Genomic DNA, 26,880 nt, shown 5'->3' on the forward strand with positions numbered 1-26,880 from the left:
CATACCGAGCCGCTGTATGCATTGTTTCTGCTTTCTTTACAGCAGCCCGCTCTCCCAGACCTTTGCCTCTTGTTCAGCCGCCTTGATCCAGTCATTTTTCCCTTCACTATACTTTGCCATATCGTATGGGTACGTCTTAGCGAGGTGCCGTTTCAGTTCCATGTATTGAGCCGCTTTTTCAGGCTTTGCGGTGAGGTAATCCCGGAACAGCAGATGACGCTTCACGTCCGGATGGCCTGTTTCGTATATGTGAACGTGGTGTGTGCGCTTGTTGCCGCCTTTTTGAAAGAAACGCCGGCCCTCTATCCCGTTTTCCCCTTTCGCCTCATAGCCGAGTGCTTCCAGTTGCGGACTGAATCGGTCAGCGTCCGAAATATCTTTAACCTCCGCCAGTATATCGATGACGGGTTTGGCGGCCATCCCTGGGATAGAGGTGCTGCCGATGTGGCTGACAGAATGAAGTGCTGGGCCGAAGATTCGGATCAAGTCCGTCTTCTCTCTTTCAAATATTTCTTTCCATTCCGGCTTGTACGGAACAACTTCCGCTTTCCTCTTCGGATAAAGATGAAAAAACGAGAGGGTCAGCCCTTCCGGCGTCTCTATCTGTCCGGCTTCTGTGAAACCTGTTTTTAAATAGAGAGAGACTGCCGGAACGTTTTGGCTGGCGGTAGCCGCCTCTATTTTTTGGGCGTCCCGATTTTGATCTATCACAAATTGAAGAAGCGCCCGTCCGATTCCTTTCCGAAAGCCGGACGGGTGCACCGTCAGCCTGCATATGACAAGGTCATATCCCTTTTTTTCATACGAAATGACGCCTGCAAGCTGATCTTTTTCCTTGAAACCGGCAAACGTCTCCCGTGACCGCTGTATATCATCGGGTGTTTCATGCAGGGCGGGAATGCCGAAAAAGCCGATCAGCTCTGCTTCTTTTTGATAAGCGCAGCGCTGAACCGCCGCAATTTCCCGCGCGGTCTGTTCTTGTGTATGCTGTAAAAATGTAATCAATCTTCCGCCCCTTTTGACGCAAACATCCGCTGTGACTCCGTCTTCGTAATGCGGACCGCGTACGCTTCATACCAGGCGGTTTTTCCTTTTTGTTTTGCCGCCTGGTGGTCAGTATGATCTTTCCACCTTTTAATCGCCTCCAGGCTGTCCCAGTAGGAAACCGTGATGCCGCAGCCGTTTTCCTCCCGAACGCTTTCCGCGCCTAAAAAGCCCGGCTGTCCGCCTGCCAAATTCATCATGCGCTCTGCCGTATGTTCATATTCCTCATCATATTTTCCCTTTATTGATGAAAAAATGACCGCATAATAGGGCGGTTTGGGCGTGTCAGCTAAAAAACCCATATTCAACCCCCTCTACATATATTTCACAAACAGAATCCGGTCTTCTCCCGGACCGTCATAATTCGCAAAAACAGGGATTCCGTTTACGGTTTTGGTTCCTTTTTCAGCTTCAAATCCTAATTTTGTATGATAAGCGATTGATACTTTATTGACAGGCGCCGTCACGCAATTGACTTTTGTGCAACCCCTTTTCTTCACCGTCTCCATAAATCGGTCGTAGAGCTGTTTTCCAATTTGCATTTTTCTGAAATCCGGATGCACACCGGAAAAATGAATGTAGGCTGTCTCAGGGTCTGATTGTGACTGAAAACCGATTAAAAAACCGGTCATTCCCTCCGGCCCGTACGTGATAAAGCTTGTGTCCTGAAAATGTTCAAAAAACAAGCGCGGCAGTTTGTCTTTCATCTGCCTGCCGCCCCACCATTCATTCAAAACAGACGTAACCATTTCATAGTCTTCAGAGGTAATTGTTCGAATATCCATTATCGATTGACTCTCCTTTTCGTCCGGCAAAATGAATGTCAGCTCTTCTCATTGGAATATAAAAAATTATATGTGGGTTGTTTGCAATTGTAAATGATTTCTTTTCAAGCAAACGAATCAGCACGTCTTCCAGCCGGGGAATGATTTACCAGTATAAACGTGATCATTGTTCGGGTACAATGAAAAACAGAACAAATGTTCCCGGAGGTTTTTTTATGGCTGATATTCTTCTTGTAGATATGCAATCGTTTTATGCGTCTGTGGAAAAAGCGGAAGCGCCTCATCTCAAAAGCCGGCCCGTGATTGTCTCGGGAGATCCCGAAAGACGCAGCGGCGTCGTGCTTGCGGCTTGTCCGCTCGCCAAACGATACGGCGTAAAAAATGCCGAACGGCTGTGGGAAGCGCAGGCCAAATGTCCCGATGCCGTTATTGTCCGTCCGCGGATGCAGCGGTATATTGATGTATCCGTCATGATTACCGAACTGTTTGAACGGTATACCGATCTTGTAGAACCCTACTCCATCGATGAGCAGTTTCTCGACGTGACCGGAAGCAGGCGGCTGTTCGGTGATCCTTTTACAATTGCCAAAAGCATTCAGCAAGCGATTATGCGTGAATTCGGCATTTATGCCCGTGTCGGCATCGGGCCGAATAAGACGCTCGCGAAAATGGCTTGCGACCATTTTGCCAAAAAAAACGCATCCGGCATCCACAGATTGGATATGTCAAATATCAGGCAGGATCTGTGGCCGCTGCCGGTCGGAAAATTATTCGGCATCGGAAAACGGATGGAGCATCATTTAAGACGGATGGGCATCAGCACAATCGGCGGGCTTGCCGGACACCCCGCCGAATTGCTGAAAAAACGCTGGGGCATTAACGGCGAATTGCTTCAGCGGACAGCCCGCGGCATCGATCCCTCTCCGGTCACCGTCAACACGCACAGCCGGCAAAAAGCGATCGGCCATAACATGACCCTCCCGAGAGACTACAGCCGCTTTGAGGATATCAAAGTCGTGCTGCTGGAGTTAAGCGAAGAAGTGGCCCGCCGCGCCCGTTTCAAACAATACATCGGCCATACGGTTTCGGTCAGCATCAGAGGCGCTGATTTTGAATTCCCTTCAGGTTTTCACAGACAGAGAAAGCTGGTGTCTCCGACTAATTTCGGAATGGATATTTTTAAAGCGGCGGTCAAGCTCTTCAAAGAGCATTGGAACGGTGAGCCCGTCCGCAGTGCCGGCGTCTCCCTTTCCCAGCTGGAGCCTTGTGATTATGTTCAGCTGAGCCTGTTCGATGCCCAGGAAAAAAAGATCAGTCTCGGCAAAGTATTGGATGATATTCATGAGCGGTACGGCCCTGCGTCGCTCCTCCATGCCGCTTCACTGACAGAGGCCGGCCAAGCCTTTCACCGGGCTGAAAAAATCGGCGGGCATTACAAATAATTTGAGGTGATATACATGAATCCGAACAAATTAACACCCGGGTATAATGTCATGTGGGAATCAAGCCGGATGATGCTGCCCGAACATCGGGAACAGCTGCTTGCGAAAAAACAAAAAGAACGGGAATTCCGGCCTCCGGAACTGAGCGAAGAGCAACTGAACGACATGAACCGCATCATTGCGGCGTCGATTGAAGAAGACAGGGCCATCTCGGTCACCTACGCTTCAGCACACGGCCCCCGCCGGTTTTGGGGCTGGGTAAAACAAGTGAGGCATGACGAAAAGCGTTTAAAAATCATAAACGATGAAGATGCGTTAACGCTGCCGTTTCATCGTATTCTCTCGGCTGAACTGGAATAAAAGCCTAAATCGTCCGACAGAAAATATGATAGAAGAGTGGGAGGATCACATGATATTTAGTAGAATAAAGATGAATGACAAGAATAGGAGAATATATGATGGATCAATTTATAGAAAAAATGCTGGGACAAGCCCTCCGCCAGTATGGACGGAATGTGTCGACAGATCCGCTGAGCCCCTATGAAAAACAGAGTTTAAAAAAAGCTTTAGAAGAAAGAAGGAATGAAGAACCCGATGAGGATCTCCATGCCCATGTAGAAGATATTATCTACGATTACGTCACCAATCAGGGGCAGTTTTCCTGACACGACGTTTATGCACCGGGCGATAAGGGAAATGTCCGAGAGTAAACCCTTAAAGATTGCGTGGTGCAGGATATGCCTGTCGGGCCTTATTTCAGGATCGGCTATGCCGTTCTTCTGTTATTTCTCATCATTTATCTCGGAACATTAATAGACTTTTTGTTCCAGCCTGTTGTGATTACGGTTAAAACCTTATTTCCGCCCATTGTATTATCGGGCGTCCTTTATTATTTGTGCCGCCCGCTCGTCAGACTGCTGCATGCGAAATTAAAGTTGCCCGAAGGAATCGCGATTTTAGCGATTTATGCGGGAACAGCCGGCCTTTTTGTCCTCTTCCTTTATACGGCGGGCCCTGCCGTTCAAAAACAGTTTACAGCCTTCACAGATCATATTCCGGAGCTTTCCGCAAAAGCTGAAAATTGGATCGGGCATCTCCAGGACAGCAAATGGTTTTCCCGGCTTCAGCATGGGGATTCCTTTAAAAAATTAGCAGACAAAGCCGCAAATTATTCCGGTTCAATCGCTGATTCTCTCAGCAGCCTGGCCGGTACGGCTGCCAATGCCGCCATCACCGCAGCCATTATTCCGTTTGCGCTGTATTACATGTTAAAAGAAGGAAACAAAGCCCCCCGGCGACTGCTGCGGCTTCTTCCGGAAAAACATCAAAAAGAAGGAAAACAAATCCTTCGGGACATGGATGAAGCTCTCAGTTCATACATACAAGGACAGCTGCTCGTCAGTTTCTGTGTCGGCGTTCTCGTCACAATCGGCTATTTTATAATCGGGCTCGATTATCCGCTCGTTCTGGGCGCGTTCGCCATGGTGACAAACCTGATTCCGTTTATCGGGCCTTGGATCGGCACATTTCCCGGAGTCATTGTCGGATTGTTCGATTCACCGACCGAGGCGGTGCTGGTGATTACGGTCGTCGTCATTGTCCAGCAGCTTGAAAGCCAGCTGATTTCCCCGCAAATTATGGGACGGAAGCTGGACATTCACCCGCTGACCATTATTTTTCTTCTGCTTGCCGCCGGCAAATTCTCAGGAATTGCCGGGATGCTTCTGGCCATTCCGGGATATGCGGCCGCAAAAGTGGTCATAAGCCACATGCAGAAACTATTCATTCTCAGAAAAAAAACAAAGCTAGGAGAGAAATGATTCATCCCCCATGTCTTCACATCGGTCAAAATGAAAAAACGGCGGGCTGAAGAAGCCCGCCGCACACGGAGGTAAAAAAGATGAACATCGGTGATGTCATTTTTCAATTGATTTCATTTATTGCAGCCGCATTTTTCCTGTTTGCCGTGATATACGTATTCAAAAGCTTGAACAAGCGCCGCATACAATTAGACAGAATCGAAAAGAAACTCGACGCGCTGCGCGAAGAAAAAAACGAAAAGTTATAGTTCATTCAGAAGCAGGCGCAACGAGCTCCACTTTTATCCGATCCGGGTCCTCCGTGTATACGGCGTAATGCGTGCTTCCGCCTGCATATGGATGGCGGTCCCTGTAAAGCACGGGGCATCCTCTGGCAAGCAGCTTTTCTGTCATCTCGTCAACCTGCTCTCTTGATGCAGCATGAAAAGCCAGATGGTTCAGCCCGACCCGGCATCTGTGGTACTCCGGTGTTAAAAAACGCTCCTCTGTCTGTACAAGCACAACATAAAATCCTGCGTTTTTCCAGCTGATGCCGGAGTCCCAATTTTGAAATTCCCTATAACCGAGCTCACCTAAAAACCATCCCCAAAACCGGGCGGAGGCTTTCAAGTCAGATACATACAACTCAATATGATGCATCATAATATTCGCTTCCTCCTCACATCACACCCGCCTTACCAGCACCTCTTCAACTTTATGGCCATCACCTTTTCTCAAAATCAAATCCGATCTGAATTTTGTCGGCAGGATATTTTCATACAGATTCGGACGGTTGACGCTCTCCCAAATGGAGGCGGCCATGGTATCCGCTTCTGCATCAGACAAATCCTTAAATTTATGAAAATAAGAAGCCGGATCCTGAAAAGCGGTTTCTCTTAAGAGGCGGAAACGCTCCAAATACCACGTGAAAATCCGGCTTTCTTCGGCATCCACATAGATCGAAAAATCAAAGAAATCCGATACAAAAATCCGCGGATCTTCCCTGTCGTCCTCTAAGGTCGGCGACTGCAGGACATTGATTCCTTCGATAATAACGATATCCGCACCTTCGACAACCTCGACGGCGCCCTCTTCCCTGTCATACGTAAGATGGGAATATACGGGCGCCTCCACTCTCTCTTTCCCTGACTTTATATCGTTCAGAAATTCAAGCAGCGCTTTCACGTCGTAGCTTTCCGGGAATCCCTTTCTGGACAGAAGGTTTTTCCTTTTTAATTCCGCCGTCGGATACAAGAAACCGTCGGTTGTCACCAGGCTCACCTTCGGCCTGTCAGGCAGACGGGAAAGAAGCTTTTGCAAAATTCTCGCCGTCGTGCTTTTGCCGACGGCGACGCTGCCCGCGATTCCGATGATAAACGGGATTTTCGCTGAATGCGGATGCTTCAGAAACACATTGACATGCTGATTCCGTCTTGCGGCAGACGTGACATGAAGATGGAGCAGGCGCACAAGCGGAATGTAAATCGTTTCCACTTCTTCCACCGACAGGTAGTCATTCAGCCCCTCTACGGCCTTGGCTTCTTCCTCTGAAACGGCAATGGAAAGATGGCCGCCGAATCCGGCCCACGACTCGCGGCTGTGCTGCGTATACAATGTATGTAAGTTCAATTCTTTACTTTTCACAATTCACACCAATCTCTCTGTATGGCTTTCCGATAAAAAAACAAACGCTTACAAAGATTGTAACGGAAAACCGCTTCACTGTCTGCCCATTTTTTTCAAAAATGAGGAACCGATCCGGCTGTACTCTTCCATTTCCTCCTCCGGAACCATGCTTCCGCCGGTGCTCCACACAAGGTGCACGGCATTTTCCATCTCAAGCCCCCGCTCTTTTATATAACGGTTTCCGGCTTCGGTCTGAACGACCTTGACGGCCCCGGCCAGTCCGGCGAGTGCAGAGGGTTCAAGGCTCTTATTCTCGGCCGCCCTTAATTGATAAAGCAGCGAAAAAAGCGTGCCGTCATCGGCGGTATAACAGCCGCTGAGTATAGGTTCCATCAGAGGGCCGGCCAGTCCGGACGGCCTTCCCACCGCGAGTCCGTCGGCGGCCGTTTGATTATCAAGACCGATATCCTGCACGCTGATTCCGTCATGCAAGCCGGAAAACAGTCCTAACAGCATACACGGTGAATGCGTCGGCTCACCGAAAAAAATATGGACATGCTCGCCATAGATCAGCTTTAGCGCAAGCGCGACGCCGCCCGGGCCTCCTCCGACCCCGCATGGCAAATAAACGAAAAGCGGTTCATCTGCATCAGGCTTTATGTTCATTTGATCGAGCTGCTTTTTCACACGGCTTCCCGCAACGGCATACCCCAAAAACAGATCCCGGGAATGCTCGTCATCAATAAAATAACAATAAGGGTCCTGCTTCGCCTGCATGCGCCCCTCTTTGACAGCCAGACTGTAGTCTGCTTCATATTCGATGACGCGAACCCCCTTTTCCCGGAGCAGCTCCTTTTTCCACTGCTTTGCGTCACTGGACATATGAACGGTCACACAAAAGCCGAGCTTCGCGCCGATTATGCCGATACTCAGACCTAAATTGCCCGTAGAGCCGACGGCTATAGAGTATTTTGAGAAAAAAGCGGTAAACCGTTCTTCAGTCAATATGCTGTAATCGTCGTCTGCTGAGAGCATTCCCGCTTTTACCGCGAGATCTTCGGCATGCTTCAGCACTTCGTAAATCCCGCCGCGCGCTTTAATGGAACCGGAAATCGGAAGTTCGTCGTCGCATTTCAAAAGCAGACGCCCGGGGAAAGCCTGAGCGGCGCTGTGTTCCAGACGCTTTTTCATTTCATTAACCAAGACAAGCGGAGATTCAATGAGGCCTCCCTCCGCTTCCGTCTCCGGAAAAGCCGACGCGATATAAGGCGCAAACCGGCGCAGCCTTTCTCCCGCTTCGGCAATCTCCTTTTTCCATTCAGCGCCATGCTTTACTGGATCATCGGTTTTATGCGGATTGATCCAAAATACTTCACGCGCCTCCGCCATTTGCCTGACTAGAGGCTCTGCCATCAATGCCTTGTGTATATCCCGGTCGGACATTCCTTTTTCCCCCTTGTTACTTTTTCTTTAATGCGCGGCCGGCCAGTTTTTCTGTAAACGATGGGAAAAGCTGATACAGCTTCGTCCCGAGGCTCATCCATCGCGGAAGATTCATTTCCCGTTTATCCGTCAGAATCACGGATGTAATGCGCTCTGCCACATGGTCGGCATCAAGCATCCATCTGCCGACGCTTTTCACATAACCGCCCTCTTTATCTGCAATTGTAAAGAAGTCTGTTTTGATCGGACCGGGATTAACCGTTGTCACGGCTACACCCGTACCGGCCAGCTCAAGCCGCAGCGCATTGGAATACCCTAACACGGCGTGCTTCGTTGCAGAATAAAGGCTTGATTTCGGCGTCGCCAATTTGCCGGCCTGTGAAGCGATATTGATAATATGGCCGCTTTTCGCATGAAGCATCACAGGAAGACAGGCCTTCGTACAGGCGATTAATCCGAAGACGTTGACTTCAAACATTGCCTTCATATCATCCAAAGATGAATCAGCGGCCGTTTCAAAAATGCCGAAGCCGGCGTTGTTGATTAATACGTCAACATGACCGATCAAACGCCTTACGTTTTCAGCCTCTTCTGCATACCGGACGTCAAACGGAACGACATCACACTGTCCGCCGCGCGCGGTAATCGTCTTTTTCACTTCCTGCAAGCGGTCCTCCCGCCTGGCGGATAAAAAAACATGAGCCCCTTCTGCCGCGCAAGAATATGCAAGCCGTTCTCCGAGTCCGCCGGATGCTCCGGTGATCCAAATCCGCTTATCCGTTAATCTGCTCATTTCCTTCACCCCTTCACAGCTTTAAACTTCAGAGTGTTCCCCGACTGAAAGGATACAGCCTTCCCTTCGGCGGCCAGCACGTCAAGATGGCCGATCGTTTCTGACATCGTTAAAAACAATTCATTTTCATACACAGCCGGAAACAGCCGACGGCATACCTGGAAAGCCGTCAGTGTTTCCTCTGACAACAGGCGCAGCACATATTCCGACCGATTTCTCTGTTTTTCAAGCCGCCTGTCAAAAGCAGGCTTTACGTCTGTCAGCAGATCGCCGTGTCCCGGATATAAAAAGGACGGGTTTACGTCATACAGCCGCTTCATTGAGTTCAAGTAGTCGAGCATCGGGGCCGCGCGCACGCCCCCCTTTTCCGGAGCTTCCAGAATCGGATTGGTGGAGCTGTTGGACAAAAGCAGATCGCCGCTGAACATTTCACCGCTTTTTTCATGGTAGAGCGCAATGTGAGAAGCGGCATGACCCGGGATTTCGAGCACCGTCCAGCCGTTAAGCCCGTCAATTTTTCCGCCTTCCCTCACTGTTTTCGTTAACGGACGGTTTGCAGAAAATAAGTATGACAGCTTAACTGTTTTATGTATGTCTTCAGGCGTCAGAGGAACGCCCATTTCAGTCATAAGCGACAGAAAAAAGTCCTCCTGCCGGGCGATATACGACTGGTCCTGAGTAATGTACCTGTCATTCAGCGAGTGCCCTATTACTTCCGCATCATCGGAAAAAAGGTGCAGCAGACCTGAATGATCTGCGTGATGATGAGTGAGCACCACCTGTTCTATATCCGCCGCAGAAACCCCGTGTTCCTTAAGCTGAAATGAGAGCGATTCAGCCGCTTCCTTTGTATTCGGGCCGCAATCAATAAGGGTTAGGGCTTCATCTTTTACTAAATAAACGATAACGTCGCCGACTGCAAACGGAGTCGGCACACGTATCGGAATGATCTTTCTCGCTGCCATGTTTACGCTCCTTCGTTCTTTTCATTCCTGAATAATCATATTTTAGCGTTTTCTTTTCACTGTGTCATTATTGCCGCATATCGGAAAAAAAGATTGACATCCCGCTCTTGCGCATAGCATAATGAACAACAAACTAGAAAACACGGAACGCGATGACGAGGAACTAGTATATAAACAACGGCAGCAGAGAGCAATGTCCCCGGCTGAAAGACATTGCGGCCCTCTTGTTTACAGAACCTGCCCTCAGAGCGGTTAGGAAAACCTAAACGTATCCCCTCGTTACGGGATTTGAGCTGAGCACGGCTGATTCGTGCTAATGTAAGGTGGTACCGCGAAACCTTTTCGTCCTTTTTGACGGGAAGGTTTTTTTGTGTTTTGAGAAGAAGGAGGATTTATATGAAGAAAATCGGTTTTATCGGGGCCGGATCAATGGCGGAAGCAATGGTGAACGGACTGCTGCAAAGCGGGATGACAGCCCCCGGACATATATATATGACAAACCGGTCAAATGACAGCCGGCTTGAAGAGCTCCAAAAAACGTACGGAGTGAAACCGTGCCGGGATAAAGAAGAGTTTTTCAGCAATACCGACATTATCGTTCTCGCCTTTAAACCGAAAGATGCGGCAGAAAGCATTGAGAACATTCGCGAATACGTGAAAGATCAGCTTGTGATTTCTGTCATCGCAGGGCTGACGATTCACACGATTCAGCAATATTTCGGCAGAAAGCTCACCATCATCCGGGCGATGCCGAATACATCCGCGGCCATTCAGCAATCGGCGACCGGTTTTTCCGCAAGCTCCGAGGCGAGTGAAGCTGAAATCCGGACGGCAAAAGAGCTTCTGGAAACAATCGGAGAAGCGACGCGCTTTGAAGAAAAACACCTTGATGCCGTCACAGCCATTGCCGGAAGCGGTCCCGCCTATGTGTACCGGTATGTCGAAGCAATGGAAAAGGCCGCCCTTCAAGCCGGCCTGCCGGAAGAAACGGCAAAAGAGCTGATTTTACAAACCATGGCCGGGGCGACGGAAATGCTTAGAACAAGCAGCAAACGGCCTGAACGCCTGCGCAAGGAAATCACAAGCCCGGGCGGCACGACTGAAGCAGGCCTTCGCGCATTAGAAGAGCGCCGCTTTGAAGAAGCCATCATGCACTGCATCGCAGAAACCGCAGCCCGGAGCGCCGAAATTAAAGAACAATTCGCAGGCTCCGTTCTGCAAAAGACGGACCAGTGATAAAGCATGGGGCTTCCCATGCTTTTTTCATTCTGTTTAACTGCCGTATAAGCGGCTGATTCTCTCTTTTACTTCAGGAAGATGGAATGTGGCTTCGTGCATGTTCACCTCTTCCTCAACCGCTTTTGTCAGCTCTCGTTTGATCCGTGCGGTCACATTGGTTTTCAGCGCAACCAGTGAGGCTCTTGGTTTATCCGCCAGCAGCCGGGCCAATTCGCGGCCTCTTTGAAGGACATCTTTTTTCGGCAGCACTTCAAACGGAACTCCCCGTTTTTCCAGAGCGGCGCCGCTGAAATTCGCGGCAGTAAACAGCATTTCTTCCCCGAGGACAATTCCCAGTTTTTCAGGCACAATATACGTCGCGCCCATTCCCGGTGTAAATCCGTACTTCATATAATTACAAGAATAAAAACTCTCTCTGCTTAAAATCACAAAATCCGAGCTCAGACCGATCGTAAAGCCGGCTCCGATCGCATGCCCCTGCATGGCGGAAATCACAGGGATCCTGCAATCCAATAAAAGACTGTGAAGCTTTAAATCTGTAAATTGGAGCTTTCCGCTCTGAATGGTCAAAAGCCCCTCCTGCGTTCCTCCCGTGCAGAAATAATTTCCGTAACCCGTCAGAAGGACGGTTTTATAGGACGGATGGGCATTGATGTCTTGGAATACCCGGTGCAGCTCTCTGACAAACTCTTCTGACAGCCCGTTTTTCCCGGCCGTATCCTGCATTGTGACCTGCACAATGCCCGGTTCTGTTTCCTGTACATCAATCATTGGATTCATGTTTATTCTCCGTTTCTTTAAAAATACTCAAGCCTTTCCGGCTCTGAGTGTTTCTGACACTAGGTCGTCCATTCATACTTTCTGTGAAACTCTTTTATTTCAGTCAGCACCAATCGCGTTTTTCCTTGATGCGCATTCGGGATGTCTGCTGCGGGCGCGGCATTTCTTGTGCCGAATTTTACGATACCGCTGTCTTGGAGCAGCCGGTCGTAATCAGCCATCGATAAACGGACGCGTTCATCCAAATGCCGGCTGATCTGAAATTGATTCTGCCGCGTACGGCTTTGCGGCATAACGACACCGCTGTAAAATTCAGAGCAGCAGCCCGAACCGTATGAAAAACAGCCGACGCGTTTCGGCGTTTCAAAAGAGCCGTTATCAATCGTGCTGGCAAGAGATAAAAATACGGTGGCCCCCATGATGTTGCCGACGCGCTGACAGTATTGAATCCCAGGCAGCACGCGTTGCTGAAAATCCGCTTCAATGTCTTGCGGCTTAGCCTTTGCCAATTTTCTCATCATCGTCCGATGCGCTCCTTTTACCATTCCGCCAAACGGAGTATGAAAAGAAAGGTATTGAAATGTATTCTTATAATCCGCCCCGCTTACACGCTTTCTGTATTCCTGAAATGATTTTTCACAGCAGTCCAAATAAGACATGAGCGACAGATCAGCATCCCCCGCTTCACTATCCGGGATCGGGCGGCACGTATCCATGACTTCATACCCGTAATACCCGCTTGCGCCTTGATCAAGCAAAAAGACATGAGGGGTGCTGCTGACTAAAAGCGCCACAGCTCCCGCCCCCGCACTCGGTTCGGCATAGGACCATTCCTCCGTCAACGCGTCACCGCCTTCAGCCACTAAAAAGCGGGAAATATCCGTTCCGATGATGAGCGCTTTCGCTCCCGGCGATGTTTGCGATAAGATGAAATTCACGCCCATTTGAAATCCGGCCGTTAAAGAATAGCAAGCCTGTTTCACCTCAAATAACCGGCAATTCCGCTTCAGCTGCAAATAATCATGGACGTATGTACTGATGGATTTGCCAAAATCAATCCCGGATTCCGTACAGGTGATGACCATTTCAATCTGATTCCGTTCCTCTTCTGACAGAGAGTCGATAATTGGTTTTGCGGCATTTACGGCGAACGTAATCGGATCTTCAAACGGAAGCGCCACCACTTTTTCTTTCATCAGCAGGTTCTCAAACCTTTTTTTATCCAGGTTCCGATGTTCCGCAAGCTCCATGACGTCTACATACGCTGTTCCGCCAAACACGTTCATTGCTTCGATTCCTACATTCATTTCTCCAAGCCCCCAGAGTAAAGAGGCTTCCTGTGGAAGCCTCTTTTATTTTTTCGCTCAAAACTCAACAAGCAGCCTGTCAACGCCGTGAAATACAGGGCTCGGAACCAGATTCGGCTCTTGATCCTCAGTAAAACGCCATGCGGGCACCTGTTCAAAAAAGTGGGAAAGCGCGATTTTCGCTTCAAGCCGGGCCAGCGGCGCTCCTAAACAATAATGGCTGCCCTGACCGAATGACAGATGCTGATTCGGCTTTCGTCCCAAGTCAATTTGATCGGCATTTTCAAACTTCTTTTCATCTCTGTTCGCCGATCCAATCCACGCATACACTTTTTCTCCGGCCGGAATCGTTTTTCCGCCAATCTCGCTCTCAACCGCGGTGTAGCGGGTTACCCGCTGAATGGAAGGTCTGAGGCGGATGACTTCCTCAATAAAGTCAGGAAGGAGCGCCTTGTTTTCAAGCAGCCGGGGCAGAATGTGCGGGAACTCCTTGAGACTGAGAAATGAATTTCCGATCACATTTTCCGTCGTTACGTGCCCCGCGACGATCAACAAGCCGCAAAAACCGATTAATTGCTTGTCTGACAGCGGCTCTCCGTCTAAATCAGCTGAAATTAAATGGCTGATTAAATCATTTTGCGGCTGTTTTCTCCGCTGTAAAATAAACTGCATGAAGTATCCGATCATCTGCTTTTGCACTTCATTCATTTTCTTTTCATCTTTTACATTCTGGCTTTGGTCGACCCAGCCTTTAAAGATATCTCTGTCTTTCGGAGGAAATCCTAAAAGCTCTGCGATCACGATAATCGGAAGCGGAAATGCGTAATCTTCAATAATGTCCATCCTGTCTTTTGAACGGACGGCCTGAAGCAGGTCATCAGCGATAGCGGCTATACGCGGTGCAAGAGTCTCAACCGATTTCGGCATGAACGGCTGATTGACCAATTTTCTGAAGACGGTGTGTTCAGGCGGGTCCATTTTCAAAAGGCTGTCTTTGTTAATATGCCGAATCATTTTTTCCTGTTTGTCCGCACTTAAGTATTTATGATCGGAAGAAAAATGACTGTAGTCAGAAATCACCCGCTTCACTTCATCATAGGTGAAGATTTCCCAGCAATCTTCCTTTTCATTGTAATGAACGGGAGAGGTTTCTCTCATCGTTTGGTACCACTTGTACGGCTGCTGCTGTCTGATTTTTGTTAAACTGGTCATTTTCATTCCTCCAAGATGTGATCAAGATTTGAAATGACCCGCCGAAGCTTACGAGTAACCCGGCGGGCGGATATGTGAAATTACGGTCTTGTTTTGGCGGGCTGCTTCAGCATCTCACCATGCACATTCAGTATCTTTTCCTGCAGCTGCAGAAAGCTGTATTCTGTCATTCCGTCTGCCGAATATAAAACGCCGCAAAATTCAGAAATCGTTTCGGCTGTGCTGTCTTCTGCCAATAACGTCATATGGTTGGATACCGCCACATCCATGATGGCGATGTTTGTCATATGCTCTTCCCACTGGCTCCAATAGTTGACGAAATCAGCGGATAAAATATCAGCCCTGATCGTAAAATACGGATCAAGCTCACCCAAGAAAATACCGTTTTTATTTCGGAAATAATAGCATGTCACCCCGTTCGGATCCGGAAGCGGCAGGAGTTCGTAATCAGTGATTTCGTAAGCGTCCTGAACGTTTATATTCTGCCTGATCAGATTTTTCACCAACGCGTCCGTCTTCGTTAACCCCCGCTGTTTGGCTTTTGCGATTAATTGCTCTAAAAATATGTCTTCATGAAGATCGGCATTCAGTTCATCACGATGAATCAAGGTTTCAGAAATGCGTTCCGGATGTTGATAGATTGGTGCAAATAAAGCCATGTTCACCGTCTGCAGCATCATATTTTTATCAAATAATTCATCAGGAATGTTTATTTCCCGCGCACCCGCTGAGTCAAAGGAGTCGAGCATGACGATTGACTCAACGGTTTCTCCAGCCAGCTGCAATTGCCGGGTGACTTCATAAGCGAGCATGCCCCCTAATGAATAGCCGCCTACATCGTAAGGACCCCGGGGCTGCACGGTACGTATGAGCTTAACGTAATATTCGGCCATGTTTTTAATGCCGCGGATCGGTTCCCGGTCTGTCATCCACCCTCTTGCCTGAATTCCGTAAAAAGGACGCCCGGTCCGTTCGGCAACAGGCTGGTACAGCTCCACTGCCCCCAGCGCGGAATGAAACCAGAAAATCGGTCTTCCCTTTCCACCCGGGTTAAGACAGATCAGCTCGGGCGGTTCTTGATCATCTGTCTCTTCTGATATATCGTTTTGTTTCGTATGTTCCCCATGTACTTCCTCGGTGTCTTTTTGGACAGAACCGGTCAGATACCCGGCTAATGTTGCGATTGTCGGATATTCATAGACCAGATTTGCCGTAATAGACGCTTGATAGGTTTTATTAATGGACTGAACCCATTCCACACCGATAATAGAATCCAGCCCCATCTCAATGAATGCCTCATGCTCATCAATATCTTCCGGCTTCAGAAACAGGATGTCCGCAAGGCTTTCTTTGAGCTCTTTGCGCAAAGTGCCGTCAGAGATGCCGGCAAGGGGAGTTTCTGCTTCCGGGATTTGCGGACGTACCGCTGTTTCCTCCGCTTCAGCATACTCGGGTTTCTTTATTTGTCCCGCTATATATTCCGCAAGCTCTTCAAGCGTCGGGTGTTCATACACCTTATTGGCAGTAATCTCAGTGTGGTACGTTTTATTTACTGTTTGTATCCATTCAACCCCGATAATGGAGTCAAGACCCATGTCGATGAAAGGCTCATCAGCATCAATATCTTCCGGTGACAAAAATAAAATATCTGCCAGGCTTATCCTCAATTCTTCAAGCAATGTTCTATTGTCTTCGGAAACGGCTTTTTCTGGCTGCTGGACAGAAACAGTACAATCCAAAGGCTGTAACACGATTGGCTTTTGCAATGTCTCCGGTTCAAACGCTGTCATTTCGATCTCAGTTAAAGGACTCAGAGAAATCAGCCCTTCATGTTCAGGCTGTGGCGAAGACGGGAGAACGGTTTGCGTTTCAGACTTTTTCATGGTCTGTCCTGGTAAAGAACTGTTTACATCAGCCGCCCAATACCTTTCTTTTAAAAACGGGTAGGCAGGCAGCGGCGTTTTATAATATTGTCCTCCGTCAAAAAGCCGTGTAAAAGGAAGATCATACCCTCTGCAAAAAAGGTCAGCGATATGTGCCAGGTTTTCTCTGTACTGTGCGGGCGAAGCCGCCGAGCGGCACTGTTCAATGCATTCCATTCCGAATGTTTTCATTCCGGCTTCTTCTGCCGGCTTCTGATCCTTCAAATTGGACACAAACACACCCGGAAGCTCTCTTTTTACAAGCCACTCCGATAATACCCGCTTCAGTTCGTCCGCACTGCTGACGATACAGGCAAACCGGTGATGTAAATGCTTTCTGCCGAGCAGGAGCGTATAACTTATATTTCCCAGATCGCTGTCTTTGTTCTTGCTGAGTGAATCCAGCAGGCGTTCTGCCTGAATTTCCAGCTGACGCTCCGTCCGCGCAGATAAAGGAATGAGGCAGGCTGGTTTTGCCGGCGACCGGCGCACGGTTTGCGGCGCCTCTTCAATCACAAGATGGGCATTTGTTCCGCTGAATCCGAATGAACTGATGGCGGCTCTGCGCGGTGCATCCGGATTCCGTTCCCACGGTATCAGCTTTTCATTCACAAAAAACGGGCTGTCCGCAAATTGAATATGCTGATTGGCTTGATGAAAATGCAGGGAAGCCGGAATCTGCCGATGCTTCAGCGACAGCAGGATTTTAAACAGTCCGGCCATCCCCGCGGCCGCAGCGGCATGTCCGAGATTGGTTTTCACAGAGCCGATGGCGCAATATCCTTTTTTATCCGTATAGCGGCGGAAAGCGCGCGTTAAGGCGCCGAATTCGATCGGGTCGCCCAGTGCAGTGCCCGTTCCGTGAGCTTCCACCATTTGAATGGTTTCCGGATCAATGTGAAAAGTATCATAGACATGACGTTCCAATCGTTCTTGAGAAAGCGCGCTTGGAGCGGTGATTCCGTTTGTAGCGCCGTCCTGATTCATTGCAGATCCTTTTATGACGCCGTACACATGATCTCCGTCACTAACGGCGTCGCTAAGACGTTTCAGCACCACCGCTCCCACGCCTTCACCAGGCACGAACCCGTCCGCGCTTTGATCAAACGTATGGCAGCGTCCGGTCGGTGACAGCATATTCGCCTTATTTGACGACTGATAAAAAGCGGGAGTGGATTGAATGAAAACCCCGCCCGCCACCGCCATTTCCGTTTCTTTCGTCCAGAGCCCCTGACATGCCAAATGAATGGCTGTCAGCGAACTGGAACATGCCGTATCAACAGTGATCGCCGGCCCTTGTAAATTAAGGTGATAGGCGATCCTTGCCGGAGTGACGGAATTATGATTGCCCCAAAACGCCTGCGCGGGCCCCTGCTGTTTAAAAATGGCCTGGTAATCTCCGCCGCAGGAGCCGGCATACACGCCGCATTCCCGGCCTCTTACCGAGTCTCCCGCATATCCCGCATCTTCAAGCGCTTTCCATGATTCTTCCAAAAACAGCCTCTGCTGAGGGTCCATATAGGTCGCTTCACGTCCCGATATATGAAAGAAAACGGGGTCAAAACATTCAATGTCCTCTATAAAACTGCCATACTGGCATTGGCTGTAAGAGATATCCCATCTGTCTGCTTTTTTAATCAGATCCCGTCCGGCGGCTAAGTGTTCCCAAAACTCATGGAGATTCTCCGATTCAGCAAACCGCCCGCTCATCCCGATAATCGCGATCGGTTCTTTTTCAGGTAACACAGCTGCTGATTTTACTGTATCGGCCGGATCCTTTTGTTCGGGGCGGTACGTCATTTGATACGGTTCAGAAACGCTGATGACGATTTTCCCGATATTTCCGCGGTCATCCAGACAGTGATACGCTTCTTTTATGTCTTCAAAGGAAAAGATTTTTGAGATGACAGGCTGAATGACTCCCTCTTCCGCCAGCCGCTGCAGTTCCAATTGATAGTCCTTGACCTGATCCGGATTTTGAAGGGACAGCTTCCGCAAATCCACGCTGTGAAACGATTGATTGTTATGAAGGACGGACAAGTCGACTGATTTAGCGGATTTCAGCGCAGTCATGGCAATTTCGATATATCTTCCGCCCGGCGCCAGGCAATTCATTCCTTTTTGCAAGGCATCACCGGCCAGGGTATTAATGACAACATCCACCCCCCGGCCGCCGGTCATTCGCATGATTTCCGTTTCAAAATCTTCTTCTAAATAGCAAATGGTATTGCGGACCCCGAGCGAATGCAAATACTCAATTTTTCTCTGTGATCCGGCCGTGGCATATATTTCCGCGCCGATATGCCGGGCCATTTGCACCGCGATCAGCCCCGTTCCTCCCGTCGCGGTCTGAATTAATATTTTTTCGCCTTTTTTAAGTCCGGCTTTCCGGAAGGCGTCTATCATTGTCACCGCCACGGTGGGAAGAGCGCATGCTTCTTCAAAGGTCAGCCGGGCCGGTTTATGATAGACTTGATGTTCTTTACATGTGATGAGATTCGCCTGAGATCCAAATTCCTCTCCCATGCCGACAATCACTTCATCACCTGGAATGACGGATGTTACATGCCTCCCTGTCTTGATCACGACGCCGCTTGCTTCAAATCCCGGTGTGAACGGATAAGGCGGCATCGTCGGGTACAGCCCTCTGACACAAAGCAAGTCTCCGAAGTTTAAAGAAAAGGCGCGGACGGCTATTTGAACCTCGTCATCTTTTGTCTCGGGCACTTCACTGCGGGCAATCGTCAGATCTTCAATGCCGCCCGGACGGTCAATCACAACCCGGAACATTCCCGAGTCATCGGACTTTGCGAAAGAAGGCGGCATACGTTCTTGTTTCGGTTTCTGATAACCGTTTTCCTTTCTTTCCGTCTGCAGAGGTTTTTCAGCAGGCCGTTCTTCCTGAAGCGCCGGGCGGATTTTCGCTCTTTCGGCCTTCAGAGACGAGGCTATGATGGTTTCGTATTCTTCCGAGATATAACGGGTCAGCAGTTTCACATGATAGTAATCAAATAAAATCGTTGTCTGCAGTGTAAGATTCAATCGCTTATTAATCTCGTTAATCACATTGACGGCCAGAATGGAATCAATGCCGTATTCAGAGAAATTCAGTTCTTCCTGAATATCCTCTTCTTTCATTTTTAATACATCGGCAATACTTGTTTTGATGACTGAGCGGACATGGGAAGCGACCGATTCCCCATCAGCCTTAACAGCTTGATGCTCCTCTGGCGTGCGGCTGCGGGAAACAGGCTGCGCGGGCTTTCGGAAAACTTCGGCCGGGGCGGCGTATGGCTTTCTGCCGTCTCTGATCCCTTGCATCCGGACGAGTCCGTCACTCTCAGCTGCGATAATCTGCTGGCCTAAATCATGAGCCGTTTCAGCAGGGAAGCAGACCGCTCTGTATCCTTCCGAATGCAGCACACGCTCCCACGATTTTGGATATAAGCCGGGACTTCCCGGAATCCGAAGCTCAGCATCCTCATAGGACCACCAGCCGTCAAGCAGCCCGAAGGTTAAATGGGTAAAAACAGAACGATCGCTGATTTCGTTTATCAAAATCATCCCGTTGTATTTCAGGAGCGCTTTCAGACGGCGCAGTGTCAAACCGATATTTCTTGTGGCGTGAAGCACATTGGCGGCGATGACAATATCGTAAACACCCGTTTTGATATTTTGTGATTCGCAAGGCTCCTCCGCATTAAACAAGGCTGTTGTCAAATACGGCACATCAGGTCCGTATTCCTGTTCGGCATGCATTAAAAAAGCTTTAGAAACGTCCGTATAACAATATTCCGCAATCTGTTTTGCAAATGGTTTCAGTTTTGTAAACAGCATGGCGCTCGTTCCGCCCGTCCCGGCCCCTACTTCTATCAGCCTGATACGGGCATCGGGGTGTTCTGTAAGATAGGCTTTCAGGTAAGCGGCCGCGGAATCTGCTAACACTTCATTAAAATAATCCGCGACAGGATTATGCTTATAAACACCTTCAACGAGCCGCATTGATGAATCGGGAAATACGATATCCGTAGCCGGACGTTCTCCTTTTAAAATGGAAGGCATCGCTTTTATCGTCGCCTCGGCCAATTCAGCTTGCGCAAGCTCCCCATTGGGAAGCAGGCGTTTATGGGCATTCCACTCATTCCAGACTGTGCGGCCGTCCGGGCGCTGATCCGTGAGAAGAGTGATCGTGTATCCGTCATACGCGATATATCCGTTTTCTTTTAATAGATTCAAGCTTTCTTCCAGCCATCTGCCGTATGTGCCGATCACGCCGGCGCTCCGCATGGATGCTGCAGGTGTGGTGACAGGCTCGCTGAAAAACCCGATTGACTGTAATTGGTAAAAGAGCAGTTTGCAAAGAAGGCTGTTCATATGCGCAACTCCATTTCTCGTTTTAAAGTCTCAAGCCGGTCATTCCGATCCGGATTTTGCCGCTTGACGCTTTCCATAAATGAAGGCTTCGGGCCGGATACAACCGATATTGCATCTTGATCCGTCAGCGCGGCTAAGCCGTGCGGAGCAGCTTTGATGAATACCGCTTGGCTGAACGGTTCTGATAGTAAGACTTCCAGCGCCTCCATTGCTTCATCGGGTTCAATAGAACCGATCCCTGACGCCTCCATCCGTTTTCTGTAAGACGGGTCTGATACAACACCCAGACTGCCCCAATATCCCCAATTCATGACTTTCACTTCACAATCAAGCAAGGAAGCGATATGGCGGGCAAAGGCGTCTTGAAATGTACACCCTGCCGCATAGTTGCTTTGCCCGGCATTTTTTGTGAAAGAATTAACGGATGAGAAAAACAGCACAAAATCAAGCGGTTCTCCCTTAAAAGCTTCGATCATTCGGACGCTCGTATTCACCTTAGCTGAATAAGCGTTTCTGAAAGAAGCTTCATCCATATTCGCCATACTTTTGTCGGCAAGCGTTATCGCGGAATGGATGACTCCCGTTATATTGCCGTATTGCTCTCTTACGGAACGGACGGCCGCTTTAAGCGCTGCGGCATCTTGAGCATCAGCCTGTATATAATGCGGCGCGGGGCCTGATAGCGCCAGCCTGTCTATTTTGCTCTGAATCTCCTGATCCTTAGGCCGCCTGCCGATCCATATCATCCGTGCCTTGTAACGGGTGATCATGTATTTGCTCCATGCTTCTCCGATGCCGCCCGCTCCGCCGATGACAGCATAAACGCCGCCTTCTCTGTACGACATACGCGGAGCGGAACTTGTCAGCACCCGGACTGTTTTTTGCTTGTGCCAAGCTCCGTTACGGTACGCGGCAGCATTTCCGTCCGGATCTGGAGGAAGGCGCCAGATGTTTTTCATCTCAGACGAATCACTGCCTTCTTCCGCATCAATCAGCCTGATGTCCCAGTTCGGATATTCTTTTGCCAATGAACCGATCAAACCGTGTACGCCTGCATGCTCAGGCTGCGGCAGATCACCCGGATACACGGACTGTGTCTGCCGGGTCACCGCCGTAAAGCTGATGTTTCGGTTTCCATACCCGAGTGACAGCAGCGCTTTGATGAAACGGAAACATTGAATCACCCCATTCTCCTGCTCATCAAGCATTTCCTGACTGACGGATGCGGGTGCGAAACGATCCGGCGCAATCCATAAGAAATGGCGGATATCCTGATACCCGGCTGTCAATTCACGTAATGTTTGCTCGCTTGAATGATCCGGCGTCTCCGCCAGATGGGCGCGGGGCCACATTTTTGCCGCAGCCTTTATTGTATTTCCCGGCTTTCCGATGATCAGCATTTGTTCTTGATCAACCGCTCGATTTTCTTCCAGAGAAAAGAAAGTTTTATCCCAAATAGGGGCAAGCATCGCCGTCTGAACTTCCTGCCGTTTGCTTTCGGTTTGGTTTGTCTGCCGGACAGCCCGGCAGGAGAAGCCTGTTAACCTCATACAAACAGCGCCGTTTTCATCACATAAATCAATATCCAGCGTCAGCGCTCCATTATCTGACCGATCGCTCTGTTTGCGGACAAGCGCCCACATCGTTTTCTGAGTCGGCTGAAATATTTCTGCCTGCCGCAGGGAAAACGGCAGCATCGGAGTGTCTCCGGCAGTATCTGAACCGGCACCCAGTGACGCCTGAAACGCGGCATCTAAAAGACTCGGATGGATGACAAACTGATCGGCGGTACTGTCTGCCGTTTCCGGCAGCGACAGCCGGGCTGCAGCACCCCTCTCTCCGATCATCAGCTGATCAATTCCTTGATGGCTCGGCCCGTATATCATACCCGCATGCCGGAAAGCCTGATAAACCTCATCAGACGTCATAACCGATTGGCTGCAGCCGGACAGCCAGCCCTCTAAGTGAACTGACGGAACCGCTGCTATCTCTCCTGATACCGCGGTGCCTTTACTGTATATAATCCGTTCTCCCCCGGGTTCTTCCGATAGGCTGTAAATCGTAAATTCAATGTCTTCATTTCCCTTAAGGATAAGGCTGATATGGACTTCTACATCCGTCCCCTTATGAACGACAGGCCTCATCCATATGAGATCTTTCAAATACAGTCCTATACGTCCGTCCGCCACAGCGTATGCGGCACGCTCAACGGCCGCCCTGGCCATTTCGATCACAGCGGCTCCCGGGAGCACCTTCTCCCCATTGACTGTGTGGTCAGTGAAAAAGAATTCCCGTCCGGTAAAAACAGAGGTGAATTTCAGCTCCCACAGATCGGATGTGTTTTCATGAAGCAGCGGATGGATCACCGTTTTGCCGTCATTCCGTTTTGAAACCGCCTCGGCTTCATCTTGAATCCAGCATCTGACCTTTGCAAACGGATAGGCGGGAAGGCTGATTCTCCGGGGTTTTTGTCCCGAATATAACAAGTTCCAGTCCACATCGACTCCCTGCACCCACATGTTCAGCAAATGACCGTACTTTCTCTTTTTCAGCCATTTGACCATGGCTTCCTGCAAATCTTCATCAGATTCAAACACAGCCACTGTCTCATGATTTCGCTTCGCCCGCCCCCTGTAAAGATGCGGTGCGTTTTCATTTTCCAAGTACGATCTGAGCTTGTCCTCCAGCTCCTTAAGAGAGTCCGCAATGAGAGCCAGCCGCTCATCCATCGCTTCCCGCCCCGCTTGTAAAGTGTATGCGACATCAAATAAGTCCGGCTTATCCGTATGCTTCTTTTGAAGAAAAGCAAGGAGGCGCTCCGCATATTCTGTCAGACGCTCCCCATTTTTCGCAGACAGCAGAATGACAGCCGGCTCTTGGCTGCTGATTGCTTGTTTGACAGGAGCCTCATATTCTTCAATAATGATATGCGCGTTAGAACCGCCCGCACCAAAGCTGCTGATCCCCGCCCTGAGCGGCTGTTCTGCTCCGTCTGCTGAAATCCGTTTCCAATCTGTTAATTCCCGGCAGACGGAAAACGGCCCTTCATCAAATTGGATATTCGGATTTAAAACATCCGCATGCAAAGATGGGGCGATTTGTTTGTGCTTCATCTGCAGCAGCACTTTTGTGACAGCGGCGATGCCCGCTGCAGATTCCCCATGTCCGATATTTGATTTGACAGACCCGATGAGACATGTTTCAGGAACATCACCGAATGCATCGGTTAAAGCCCGGATTTCAATCGGATCGCCTAATTTCGTCCCTGTCCCGTGCGCTTCCACATAGCTGATCTGGCCCGGAGATACCCCCGCCTCCTGTAAAGCTTGAGAAATGACTTCGCTTTGCGCCTTGGGGTTCGGTACGGTGTAACCGCTCGCTCTTCCGCCGTGATTAATGGCAGCTCCCTTAATGACGCCGTAAATACGATCTCCGTCTTGTACGGCGTCTTCTAAACGTTTAAGAAGCAGCACCCCGACCCCTTCTGCCGGAATATAGCCGTCACCCCCGGCGCCGAAACTCCCGCAGTGTCCTTTAGATGAGATGAACTGCCCCTGGCTCAGCATGAAGTACTTGTTAGGATGAACGGTGAGATTCACTCCGCCGGCAAGCGCCGCGCGAATCCGATGATCCCGCAGATCCCGGCACGCCATGTACAATGAAGTCAGCGAACCCGAACACATCGTATCGACCGAAATGCTCGGCCCTTGAAAATCACAAAAATAGGAGACACGGTTAGCAATGGATGAAATCCCGCCGGGGAGCCCGATATGCCGTCCTTTCACTCCCGCTTCAGCCGCGAATAGCGGGTATTCCTGATACATGACACCGGCATACACACCTACCTGACGGCCAAGTTCAGGTGATGTCCTCGTATATCCCGCATCCTCCATGGCCATCCACGCATGCATTAAAAACAGCCGTTCCTGAGGATCAAGGTGTTCCGCTTCACGGGGGGAAATCTTAAAGAACTCAGGATCAAAATCGGCGATCCCGTCAATGAATCCGCCCCATTTGCTGTAGATCGCTCCCGGCGCCGTCCGGTCCTCGGAAAAGTAATGTTCCCATTTCCAGCGGTCTTTCGGAATTTCGGTAATACAATCCTTTCCTTGTTTGAGATTTTCCCAAAACGCATTGATATCATCGGCCTGCGGATACTTGCCGGAAATCCCGACAATGGCAATATCCAGCGGTTTTCCTTTCGTTTTCGGACGGTTTTGATTCCCGGACGGGGCAAAAGACGCATTTTCAAGCCGATTTGGCTGAAGCACTTCTTTCACAGACGCGTTTTTCAATTCCGCCAGCTGTTCCCCGGTATGACTGAGGACTGCGGCATCAAATGAGAGAAACCCGTCTTTTTTATGTTTGATTGTATTCACCACATAGGCGGTATCAGACATGACTGGTCCGTAAAGCGTCAGCCTCTCAATCATGAGCGGGACGTGAATCCGCTTTTTCAGCTGCAATTCTTCTTCACCGAGCGACATATAACAAGAATTCAATATAAGCGGGTCAAATGCAAAGTGACGCAGATCGCCTTTTTCTTTTTTTCCTGATAAGTCCAGCTGCAATAAAAAGGAGCTCTCACTCATTTTGTATCCCGCCGTTGCCGTTTTCAGCATCGGGCCTATCGTGAAGCCGGCAACCGAATCGTACAGACGGGAAATAACATCCGGCGCTACCTTTTGTGCATGCGCCTTCATTTGTTCAACGTCATACGATTTTTTTACGGGTGCCTCTATACCTCTGCTTATTTCTCCTTCGGCACACGTCTTCCGGCTTTCTTTACCGGAGACAGTGCAGCTTGCGGTAAAGCGTTCGGCACTCTTTTCTGCCGCAAATGAAATGTCAATCTGTGCGGCCTCTCCCGGCTCCAGCGTGACGGGCCCGCCCGTAAAGCGGATATCTTTCAGCTCGGCGGGATACGTGCCGGAATGAGACGCTCCGGATGCTTCAAGCACCAGACACGGATACACTACACCCATCAGTGCCGGTTTGCCGAAAACCAGATGATCCTTAAGGAATGCTTCATGTTCATAGAAAGTAAATGTCTGACTGACTGATTGCGTTTCAGAGACCGGTGCTGCATCCGCGACAAGGCCGGAAGATTCACCTGTTCCTTTTGTTTTTATGTCTTCAAGCAGTTCGGATATGCTGCTGCACTCAAATAAAAGAGTCGGATTCAGCCGCAGATCAAACGCCCCTTCGATGTCTTTAATAATGGCCAGAAGCTGTGACGATTCAAGGCCTAATTCAAAAAATACGGTGTGCGCATCATTTCTTGTGACAGGACGGCCTACGTATGTTGAGAAAATGCGGTATAAGGTTTCCTCCATCTGCTGAACGCCTGGTATCAGCTGCCGGTCTGTCCGCACCTTTTTGGCTGTCAGGCCGAGCAGTGAAGCAATATGCGCACCGCTGAGGTTGTAAAAGTCAATATCCATTTTCACCATTTCAGAAGGCGTGCCGGATTTTTTCAAAATCACCGCGTAACAGCGCTCCGTAACGGTTTCAGCGGCACTAAACGAATCATAATAAATCGGTAAAAACAAACCGGCGCCTGCAGCTGTCTGCAATACGCCGGAGGCCATGGCGGCACCGTCCATCAGCGCGGGATGAAAGAGAGCGCCGGGGAGATTTTCCTGGCATGAATCAGACTGCCGAATATCAAGGAAACATTCCTCTTCATTTGCATAGATCTCTCCCTCCGGCTTCATCAGCCCGTCATGCAACAGTCCGCGGCTTCTCGCGCCTTCGTAAACCGTATGCAAGGAGACTGATGGAAGCGCAACTTGTTTTTTCTCTTCCGCGTCAAGGCGCTTATCTGATGAGAAAACCCCTTCATGCACCTCCGCTGATAAGAAAACCGTCCCGGAATCCGCCCCGCAAATCGAGGCAGTCCAGAACTCCTTTTCTTTACTGAATATGACACTCACATCAAGCCGCTCTGACCGCTTCACTGATAAAGGATGATAAATGGTCACCCGTTTCAGACAGATGGAACGGAATGAAAGATCAAGGCTTTGCTTTGCCAGCTGATACAGCATATCAATATAGGCCAGACCGGGCATGACAGATTCTCCGTGAACAAGATGGTTTTTCATAATGGGATGTTCTGCCGTCAGGCGCAGATTCACTGTTTTTTTCAT

18 protein-coding genes and 1 pseudogene are annotated in these 26,880 nt (G+C 49.6%); 6 read left to right on the forward strand and 13 right to left on the reverse strand.

What is annotated here, in order from left to right; genetic code table 11:
• Window positions 1-39 precede the first annotated feature (39 nt).
• From V7728_RS14280 to V7728_RS14290, 3 genes and pseudogenes are all read right to left on the reverse strand, one after another.
• Window positions 40-1,005 (reverse strand): annotated as a pseudogene (locus V7728_RS14280) (GNAT family N-acetyltransferase); the annotation flags it as partial.
• The gene (locus V7728_RS14285; protein ID WP_015240143.1) at window positions 1,002-1,346 is read right to left on the reverse strand and encodes an antibiotic biosynthesis monooxygenase family protein; all 345 of its coding nucleotides are present in this window, start codon (window positions 1,344-1,346) and stop codon (window positions 1,002-1,004) included. The pseudogene V7728_RS14280 and the gene V7728_RS14285, both read right to left, overlap by 4 nt.
• 12 nt (window positions 1,347-1,358) lie before the next feature.
• Complete coding sequence (locus V7728_RS14290; RefSeq protein ID WP_012117908.1) at window positions 1,359-1,829, reverse strand: GNAT family N-acetyltransferase; 471 nt, start codon at window positions 1,827-1,829, stop codon at window positions 1,359-1,361.
• A 215-nt stretch (window positions 1,830-2,044) separates the two neighbouring features.
• On the opposite strand from V7728_RS14290, the gene V7728_RS14295 reads away from it, so the two are divergent.
• The 5 genes from V7728_RS14295 (at window position 2,045) to V7728_RS14315 (ending at window position 5,339) form a co-directional block, all read left to right on the forward strand.
• Complete coding sequence (locus V7728_RS14295) at window positions 2,045-3,271, forward strand: DNA polymerase IV (protein ID WP_082998700.1); 1,227 nt, start codon at window positions 2,045-2,047, stop codon at window positions 3,269-3,271.
• Between the two features lie 15 nt (window positions 3,272-3,286).
• A complete protein-coding gene (locus tag V7728_RS14300) occupies window positions 3,287-3,631 on the forward strand; it encodes a YolD-like family protein (protein WP_039063279.1) in 345 nt (114 codons plus the stop codon).
• Between the two features lie 98 nt (window positions 3,632-3,729).
• Complete coding sequence (locus tag V7728_RS14305; RefSeq protein ID WP_003153294.1) at window positions 3,730-3,936, forward strand: YqzH family protein; 207 nt, start codon at window positions 3,730-3,732, stop codon at window positions 3,934-3,936.
• A gap of 72 nt (window positions 3,937-4,008) precedes the next feature.
• Window positions 4,009-5,091 carry an AI-2E family transporter gene (locus tag V7728_RS14310; RefSeq protein ID WP_082998885.1) on the forward strand — a complete coding sequence of 361 codons (1,083 nt, stop codon included), beginning with the start codon at window positions 4,009-4,011 and terminating at the stop codon, window positions 5,089-5,091.
• An 80-nt stretch (window positions 5,092-5,171) separates the two neighbouring features.
• Window positions 5,172-5,339, forward strand: coding sequence for a DUF4083 domain-containing protein (locus V7728_RS14315; protein ID WP_085342164.1), 168 nt, complete (start codon window positions 5,172-5,174; stop codon window positions 5,337-5,339).
• A 1-nt stretch (window position 5,340) separates the two neighbouring features.
• Here V7728_RS14315 and V7728_RS14320 read toward each other — a convergent pair whose 3' ends face one another.
• The 5 genes from V7728_RS14320 to V7728_RS14340 all read right to left on the reverse strand — a co-directional run bounded on the left by V7728_RS14320 (window position 5,341) and on the right by V7728_RS14340 (window position 9,897).
• Window positions 5,341-5,730: a VOC family protein gene (locus V7728_RS14320; RefSeq protein WP_029973629.1), complete on the reverse strand. Its 390-nt coding sequence runs from the start codon at window positions 5,728-5,730 to the stop codon at window positions 5,341-5,343.
• A gap of 24 nt (window positions 5,731-5,754) precedes the next feature.
• Window positions 5,755-6,714 carry a type I pantothenate kinase gene (gene coaA, locus V7728_RS14325; protein ID WP_003153290.1) on the reverse strand — a complete coding sequence of 320 codons (960 nt, stop codon included), beginning with the start codon at window positions 6,712-6,714 and terminating at the stop codon, window positions 5,755-5,757.
• Between the two features lie 75 nt (window positions 6,715-6,789).
• The gene (dsdA, locus tag V7728_RS14330) at window positions 6,790-8,139 is read right to left on the reverse strand and encodes a D-serine ammonia-lyase (RefSeq protein ID WP_061582092.1); all 1,350 of its coding nucleotides are present in this window, start codon (window positions 8,137-8,139) and stop codon (window positions 6,790-6,792) included.
• Window positions 8,140-8,155: 16 nt separating this feature from the next.
• Window positions 8,156-8,932 (reverse strand): SDR family NAD(P)-dependent oxidoreductase, encoded by a 777-nt coding sequence (locus V7728_RS14335; protein WP_015240149.1) that lies wholly within the window; start codon window positions 8,930-8,932, stop codon window positions 8,156-8,158.
• Between the two features lie 5 nt (window positions 8,933-8,937).
• Entirely contained in the window at window positions 8,938-9,897 is a 960-nt protein-coding gene (locus tag V7728_RS14340) for an MBL fold metallo-hydrolase (protein WP_069007651.1), read from the reverse strand.
• A gap of 396 nt (window positions 9,898-10,293) precedes the next feature.
• Here V7728_RS14340 and proC point away from each other — a divergent pair, with 396 nt between their 5' ends.
• Window positions 10,294-11,133: a pyrroline-5-carboxylate reductase gene (gene proC / locus V7728_RS14345; protein ID WP_012117916.1), complete on the forward strand. Its 840-nt coding sequence runs from the start codon at window positions 10,294-10,296 to the stop codon at window positions 11,131-11,133.
• A gap of 36 nt (window positions 11,134-11,169) precedes the next feature.
• Here proC and V7728_RS14350 read toward each other — a convergent pair whose 3' ends face one another.
• The 5 genes from V7728_RS14350 to V7728_RS14370 form a co-directional block, all read right to left on the reverse strand.
• Entirely contained in the window at window positions 11,170-11,916 is a 747-nt protein-coding gene (locus tag V7728_RS14350) for a polyketide synthase (protein ID WP_015240152.1), read from the reverse strand.
• 59 nt (window positions 11,917-11,975) lie between these two features.
• Window positions 11,976-13,223 carry a hydroxymethylglutaryl-CoA synthase family protein gene (locus V7728_RS14355; protein WP_007409381.1) on the reverse strand — a complete coding sequence of 416 codons (1,248 nt, stop codon included), beginning with the start codon at window positions 13,221-13,223 and terminating at the stop codon, window positions 11,976-11,978.
• A gap of 57 nt (window positions 13,224-13,280) precedes the next feature.
• A complete protein-coding gene (locus V7728_RS14360; RefSeq protein ID WP_043020819.1) occupies window positions 13,281-14,435 on the reverse strand; it encodes a cytochrome P450 in 1,155 nt (384 codons plus the stop codon).
• A gap of 80 nt (window positions 14,436-14,515) precedes the next feature.
• The gene (locus tag V7728_RS14365; protein WP_099566884.1) at window positions 14,516-20,731 is read right to left on the reverse strand and encodes a beta-ketoacyl synthase N-terminal-like domain-containing protein; all 6,216 of its coding nucleotides are present in this window, start codon (window positions 20,729-20,731) and stop codon (window positions 14,516-14,518) included.
• A complete protein-coding gene (locus V7728_RS14370; RefSeq protein ID WP_099566885.1) occupies window positions 20,728-26,880 on the reverse strand; it encodes a type I polyketide synthase in 6,153 nt (2,050 codons plus the stop codon). Before V7728_RS14370 ends, V7728_RS14365 begins: the two co-directional genes overlap by 4 nt.

Source organism: Bacillus sp. JHAA (genome assembly GCF_036961585.1).
GTDB classification, from domain to species: domain Bacteria; phylum Bacillota; class Bacilli; order Bacillales; family Bacillaceae; genus Bacillus; species Bacillus velezensis.